General features: G+C 47.1%; 6 protein-coding genes. 2 read left to right on the top strand and 4 right to left on the bottom strand.

Features of this window, described 5'->3' with window-relative positions; genetic code table 11:
• Nucleotides 1-141: 141 nt before the first annotated feature.
• The 3 genes from tyrS to ACFSUS_RS27860 form a co-directional block, all read right to left on the bottom strand.
• Complete coding sequence (gene tyrS / locus ACFSUS_RS27870) at nt 142-1,443, bottom strand: tyrosine--tRNA ligase (protein WP_381528196.1); 1,302 nt, start codon at nt 1,441-1,443, stop codon at nt 142-144.
• Between the two features lie 99 nt (nt 1,444-1,542).
• Complete coding sequence (locus tag ACFSUS_RS27865) at nt 1,543-2,766, bottom strand: S-adenosylmethionine:tRNA ribosyltransferase-isomerase (protein ID WP_381528194.1); 1,224 nt, start codon at nt 2,764-2,766, stop codon at nt 1,543-1,545.
• Nucleotides 2,759-3,268 carry a hypothetical protein gene (locus tag ACFSUS_RS27860; RefSeq protein WP_381528192.1) on the bottom strand — a complete coding sequence of 170 codons (510 nt, stop codon included), beginning with the start codon at nt 3,266-3,268 and terminating at the stop codon, nt 2,759-2,761. The genes ACFSUS_RS27865 and ACFSUS_RS27860 overlap by 8 nt, the downstream gene beginning before the upstream one ends.
• Nucleotides 3,269-3,431: 163 nt before the next feature.
• Between ACFSUS_RS27860 and ACFSUS_RS27855 the strand changes: the two genes are divergently transcribed.
• Together ACFSUS_RS27855 and ACFSUS_RS27850 are read left to right on the top strand one after the other, a co-directional pair.
• On the top strand, nt 3,432-3,983 hold the full coding sequence (locus ACFSUS_RS27855; protein ID WP_381528190.1) for a cob(I)yrinic acid a,c-diamide adenosyltransferase: 552 nt from the start codon (nt 3,432-3,434) through the stop codon (nt 3,981-3,983).
• Nucleotides 3,984-4,099: 116 nt separating this feature from the next.
• The gene (locus tag ACFSUS_RS27850) at nt 4,100-5,170 is read left to right on the top strand and encodes a branched-chain amino acid aminotransferase (RefSeq protein ID WP_381528188.1); all 1,071 of its coding nucleotides are present in this window, start codon (nt 4,100-4,102) and stop codon (nt 5,168-5,170) included.
• A gap of 289 nt (nt 5,171-5,459) precedes the next feature.
• Here ACFSUS_RS27850 and ACFSUS_RS27845 read toward each other — a convergent pair whose 3' ends face one another.
• Entirely contained in the window at nt 5,460-6,047 is a 588-nt protein-coding gene (locus tag ACFSUS_RS27845; protein WP_381528186.1) for a hypothetical protein, read from the bottom strand.
• Nucleotides 6,048-6,104 lie beyond the last annotated feature (57 nt).

The following is a 6,104-nucleotide window of genomic DNA, read 5'->3' as shown; positions in this document are numbered from 1 at the left end:
CAGCATCTTCCCTGGATTTGGGACTGCAAAGGTAGGGGTCTGCGAGGGGTATGTCAAGGGCTGGTCAGGAAATAGTGTAGTCTGCAGGAAGCTCAGCCAGGTAAGTGGCCAATCATCAGCCACTTACCAACCCGGAATTGTTTAAACTTTTTTTAAAAGATGGTTTTTCTTGCCTTTCGATATGAGTACATACCGGTCTTGAAGCCATTCTAAGGCCACTGGAGCGGCTGGATCTGCTATTTTCATTTTATTTACACTTACTGCATTTTGCGCGATCGCTCGTTTCGCTTCACCTTTAGAAGCATAGACTTCGCCCCGGCTAGCTGTAGATAACAAGTCTGTGATGTCTTTACTATTGGCTAGCTCCTCAGCTGAAATTTCAGTTTGAGGAACCCCTTCAAAGATTACATCGAACTCATCAACTTTAATTGAACGTAATGTGTCGAGAGTGGCCTTACCAAATAAAACTTCTGATGCTTTAACCGCTAATTCGTAACCAGCCTCAGAGTGTACCCGAATAGTGACGTCTTTAGCAATGGCTTTTTGCAACAACCGTAGATGTGGAGCTTCGGCATGTTGACGTTCTAACTCTTCTATTTCTTCTTTCTGTAGCAATGTAAAAACGCGAATCAGTCGTGGGCAGTCGGCATCAGCCGTGTTTAGCCAGAATTGATAAAACTGATATGGCGAGGTCAAAGCGGGATCAAGCCAGATATTTCCTCCGGCTGATTTACCAAACTTAGTTCCATCAGATTTAGTGATTAGCGGGGTTGTAAGTGCGAAAGCCTGATGCTCTTCTCGCAAATCCGTCTGACCACCTTCTTTGCGACGGATGAGTTCAGTTCCTGTTGTTATGTTCCCCCACTGATCCGATCCTCCCATTTGCAATCGGACGCCTTTATTTTTGTATAGCCAGTAGAAGTCGTATCCCTGGAGAAGTTGGTACGAGAATTCCATGAATGATAAGCCTGTTTCCAAGCGTTTTTTTACGGAATCTTTTGCAACCATGTAGTTGACGGTAATATGCTGGCCCGCTTCCCGTAAAAAATCCAGGAATAATATGCCTTTAAACCAGTCATAATTATTAACCATCACAGCGGCATTCTCTCCTGAATCAAAATTTAGGAAGCGCGTCAGCTGTGACCGAATTCCTTCCTGGTTATAACGTAAGGTATCCTCAGATAAATAATCTCGCTCTGTTGAACGGCCTGATGGATCGCCAATCATACCCGTGGCACCCCCAACCAGTGCGAAGGGCTTATGACCAGCACGTTGAAGGTGCACCAACAGCATAATTGTGGCCAGATTACCAATATGAAGCGACGCGGCCGTTGGATCGAAGCCGATGTAGCCTGCCGTCATTTCTTTCTGGAGTTGTTCTTCGGTACCAGGCGTCATGTCGTGCAACATGCCACGCCAGCGGAGTTCTTCAATAAAATTCATAAAGAATGAAATCGGACCGCCGAAGCGGAGTGAATGAGCAATATTGTAGCGGTATGTATTTCGCTTCTCGCTCTTGAAATCGTTTGCAAAATTAGTGGTTTATGGCAGAAGCAGGGACGAGTCACCGTAGCTTAAAAATCGATAGTCGTTTTCTAAGGCTTCGTTATACACTCGTTGCCAGTTGTCGCCGATAAGTGCGGCTATCAACAGAATCAGGGTTGATCCAGGTTGGTGGAAATTAGTGATAATTCCTTTGCAGACCTTAAACGAATAGCCTGGGGTTATGTAAATACCGGTGTGAGCGACAATTGACTCCTGCTTGGTGTCAGTTAAGTAGTGTAATACAGCGGCCAACGCTTCCTGGGCAGTCGGCTGCTGATCAACCGATACGTTATACGCGTAGTGCTGGTCGAGTTCGAAGGCATTAGACACATTATAAAGTAACCGAGTACCCATCCAGTATAAACTTTCCAGCGCACGCATAGACGTAGTACCAACTGGTATAATACTGTCATGATGCCTCAGTAATTTACGGATGTTCTCTTGTGTGTATACCACCTGCTCGGTATGCATATGATGCTGGCGAACATCTTCTGTCTTGATAGGCTGAAACGTACCGGCTCCTACATGTAGGGTTAAGTAGTCATGTTCAATGTTTTTGTCAGCTAAAGTTTCGAAGACATTCGGAGTAAAGTGTAGTCCCGCCGTTGGTGCCGCCACTGCTCCTTCCTGTTTGGAATAGACCGTCTGATACGTCACACGGTCGACATCCGTAGCATCTCGTTTTAGATAAGGAGGCAAGGGAATTTGACCAGCGTATTGAATGACTTGTGCAAAGGTGAGTTCTGCGGGCTGCCAGCTTAATTGAACCGTAGATTGCTCGTAGTCGTGCCACTCAGCCTTGAGTACTACACTGCCCAAAGGAGTTGGCATAGTTGTTTGGAGACTTTCGGTTAACTTCCAACGCTTGCGGTTACCAACCATCGCCTGCCAGACCACCGAAGCCGTCGTCTCCATGGCTTCGCTAATTACGGGCAACTTACCAGAACGAGTAGATGGATTCAGTAGAAATAATTCAATGACGGCCCCGGTTGGCTTGGTGAAATACAGCCGCGCCGGAATAACTTTTGTGTTGTTCAGAACCAGGAAGCTGTCTTTAGGCAGCAAGCTAGCTAAGTCTGAAAAATGAGCGTGACTGATAACGCCAGCACGGTATACCAGAAGCTTCGAGGCATCGCGCTGGGGCAACGGAAAACGAGCAATCCGGTCATCAGGGAGGTTATACTGGAATTGGCTTAGCACCAAATTGTTTGTCTCAGTCATCGCCACCAGGTTTCATCAACAAGCGAATGGGTAAAGCAACCAGCACAATGATTAATATAGCTATGCTCAACGGTAAAAGCCAGGCATAATCAATGGCTTGAATGCTCCGATCAGAGCGGTTCAAAAACGACAAGACAATTAACCCTAGTGCTAATATAGTGTTAATGGCAGCCATAAGGGCGTTAAACCAGTTGATAATAACCTGATTAAGTATTGATCGATGACTAGCCCATACGACCTTGTTAGGTACTGGAATCTGCGCGGTCGGCACCCGGGGGAATAACCGGGCAATGGCATTGATAAGCGTATTATTAATCAAAAATATCGCAACAGCAAGATAAAATAGTGCTTCGCGGCTTACCGTCTGAAGCGGATTGTTAAGCTCATCGAAGCGAACAGCCACCTCGCCAGGATATGAAATATAACTGTTAAACAAGGCAAACAACAGTCCGAGTATGGACAGAATACGCCAAGTACGGACGAAAAAGGTACCAGCTTTCATTTAATTGGGAGAATGAGCGACGAGTAGATAAGCTTACAGCTCTAACTCAATGTCACTCGATGCGTTTATATCTATATAGTTTAAATGAGTGCACAAAGGTACGGCTTGGATAATGGAAATCCGTTAGCTTCGCCACTTCTAGATAATTTTGGTTAGTCTGACTATGAAGATTTACACAAAAACGGGCGACAATGGACAAACCGGCCTGATCGGCGGTCGGCGCATTAGTAAGGCCGATTTACGAATCAATGCATATGGTACAGTAGACGAGCTTAACTCCTGGATTGGTCTCGTTCGGGACCAGCCCGTGAATGCGGCTTACAAAGAATTGCTTAAAGAAATTCAAGATCGGCTGTTCACCATTGGTGCTGAACTCGCAACCGATCCGGAGAAGGCTCCTAAGAAAGCAATGCCTGCCATTGTGCCAGAAGATGTAGCATTGCTCGAAGAAGCCATGGATACGATGGATGCTCAACTGCCCGAGTTACGTGCGTTTGTCTTGCCGGGTGGGCATCAGGCCGTTTCGTTTTGCCACCTGGCAAGAACAGTCTGCCGACGTGCCGAACGACTGGTTATATCACTCGGTGATCAGTCGCCGGTAGACCCGGCGGTAATACAGTATCTGAATCGCCTATCAGATTATCTATTTGTATTAAGCCGGAAAATGGCCCAAGATTTGGGTGCGGAAGAAGTCGCTTGGAAGCCAAGAACATAACGTTTTTCAACGCTCACAAAAAAAGTTGTCTTGACAACTAAACTTACTCAATCTTATTTTTTAGCTTTGCCACGAGCGGTCGGCAGTGACTTAACTCGTTAACCAATACCCTGATTATGACGACGGACGTCTTACAAATTGAATTGCGGAAAGCGGAGCGCTCCCGCATTCAGGAGGTAGATTTCAACCATCTACCCTTCGGAAAACACTTCTCGGATCACATGTTTGTGGCCGACTTTATAGATGGTCAATGGCAGAATCAGATGATTGTGCCGTTCGACACGTTCTCGCTAAGCCCGGCCCTATCGTCATTGCATTATGGTCAGTCAATCTTTGAAGGGATGAAAGCCTTCAAGAACGAAGCAGGCGAAGTCATGATGTTTCGGCCCTACGCCAACTTTGAGCGTATGAACGAGTCGGCCCGCCGGATGTGCATGGCAACCCTGCCAGAAGAAGTGTTCATGGGTGGATTGGAAGCGTTGTTACGTGTTGATGCTGACTGGGTGCCCACACAGCCTGACAGCTCTTTATACATTCGGCCGTATATGTTCGCCACAGACACGTTTCTAGGCGTGGCTCCGTCGAAAACGTATCGGTTCTGCATTTTCACTTGTCCCGTTGGTGCTTACTATACCAATCCGCCGAAACTGAAAGTAGAAACAGAATATATTCGGTCGGCGCCGGGTGGTGTGGGCTATGCTAAATGCGCGGGCAACTATGCCGGTTCTATGTACCCTACCCTGCTGGCTCAGCAACAAGGCTACGACCAACTGATCTGGACGGATGCCCGTGAGCATAAATACATTGAAGAATCGGGCACAATGAACATTATGTTCATCATTGATGGCAAGCTGGTGACTCCGGCTACGTCGGACTCGATTCTGAAGGGCGTAACCCGCGATTCCATTCTACAAATTGCCCGGAGTTGGGGCATCGAAGTCGAGGAACGTTTGGTTTCAATTGACGAAGTCATCAGCGGCATTGAAACCGGCCGTTTAACCGAAGCCTTCGGGGCAGGGACAGCCGTGGGGTCGTCGCCTTATTCACTCATTGGCTACAACGGTAAAGATCACATGCTACCCGAGTTTGCTCCTGAGAATTCATTTGCAGTTCGTGTGCGGAACTTCCTCTCTGATCTGCGCACCGGTAAAGAAGAGGATACCTTTGGGTGGATGCATAAAGTATAACGTTATCGCACTCGTAAACAAAAGCTCCAGCCGATTGGTCGGAGCTTTTGTTTTTATAGTTAGCATACTCTGCCTACAAACACTAGAAAGATGATTCATCACTTTTGAAAAATCTTTCATCTTTCGCGCAGGTTTGTTACCTAGTTCGCTCTTAACGTATCAGATAACCACTGATTAACCCAACCAGCGTTTCCAACCGGTCAACGGCCTGATAACACTATAACATAGTCAGTACGTATACTATGCCAAACCCGGCTGACTTAACACGAGCTGTCAGTCAAAATCTTATCTATCTCGCCGATGCTGTCGTAATAGCGTTGGCTGGTGCAATTCTGATTTTCAGACCAAAATCCTTGCCTTTCGATACGTCTTTCAGCGTAACGCTTTGGCCTTGGGAGCCACTCCAAACCGTGCCGCCTTCAGCGGGTTTAGAACTACCATAGCGGGAGGTAAAATAAGCGCCCAGCTCTTTCTGACAAGCCGTCGCCGATTCTCGAGAATTCAGGAACAAGTCGACTTCTATTGCCGAAACTTTCTGATTGGCCTGGTAGTATAGCATATCAGCCGATTCAAGATTCTTGAACTCCACGGTATATCCTACATGCTTGGCGTCGCTCTCAAACGGCTCCCCTTTTTCAATAGTTTTGATCTTAGCGAACTCATCACCTAAACTAATGCCGCGCCAATCGCTATCAGGAGTGAGGCCAAGCTCGGCGATACGTCCGGCTATAGTCGCTTCAGTCGAAGGAGCCGGAGCCGACTCGGTTGCTGCGGTAGTAGAGTCAGATGATTGTTCACTAGCCTGCTGACGATTGCGACAGGCGTTTGAGAAGGTAAGTAAGGCCAGCAGGGCCACCAGGACAGAAAGGTTACGCATATCAATTGAATTGGCTCATGCAAAAGTAGGCTATTCGCAACAACTGATGATGTGGGC

The sequence above is a fragment of the Spirosoma soli genome, assembly GCF_042684525.1.
Taxonomy (GTDB): domain Bacteria; phylum Bacteroidota; class Bacteroidia; order Cytophagales; family Spirosomataceae; genus Spirosoma; species Spirosoma soli.
The sequence above is the reverse complement of the archived record's forward strand: the minus strand, read 5'-3'. Positions and strand labels throughout refer to the sequence as shown.

What these genes read in the sequence shown, in the direction of transcription:
- tyrS (WP_381528196.1), bottom strand. Translation starts at nt 1,443, where the DNA reads ATGAATTTTATTGAAGAACTCCGCTGGCGTGGCATGTTGCACGACATG.
- ACFSUS_RS27865 (WP_381528194.1), bottom strand. Translation starts at nt 2,766, where the DNA reads ATGACTGAGACAAACAATTTGGTGCTAAGCCAATTCCAGTATAACCTC.
- ACFSUS_RS27860 (WP_381528192.1), bottom strand. Translation starts at nt 3,268, where the DNA reads ATGAAAGCTGGTACCTTTTTCGTCCGTACTTGGCGTATTCTGTCCATA.
- ACFSUS_RS27855 (WP_381528190.1), top strand. Translation starts at nt 3,432, where the DNA reads ATGAAGATTTACACAAAAACGGGCGACAATGGACAAACCGGCCTGATC.
- ACFSUS_RS27850 (WP_381528188.1), top strand. Translation starts at nt 4,100, where the DNA reads ATGACGACGGACGTCTTACAAATTGAATTGCGGAAAGCGGAGCGCTCC.
- ACFSUS_RS27845 (WP_381528186.1), bottom strand. Translation starts at nt 6,047, where the DNA reads ATGCGTAACCTTTCTGTCCTGGTGGCCCTGCTGGCCTTACTTACCTTC.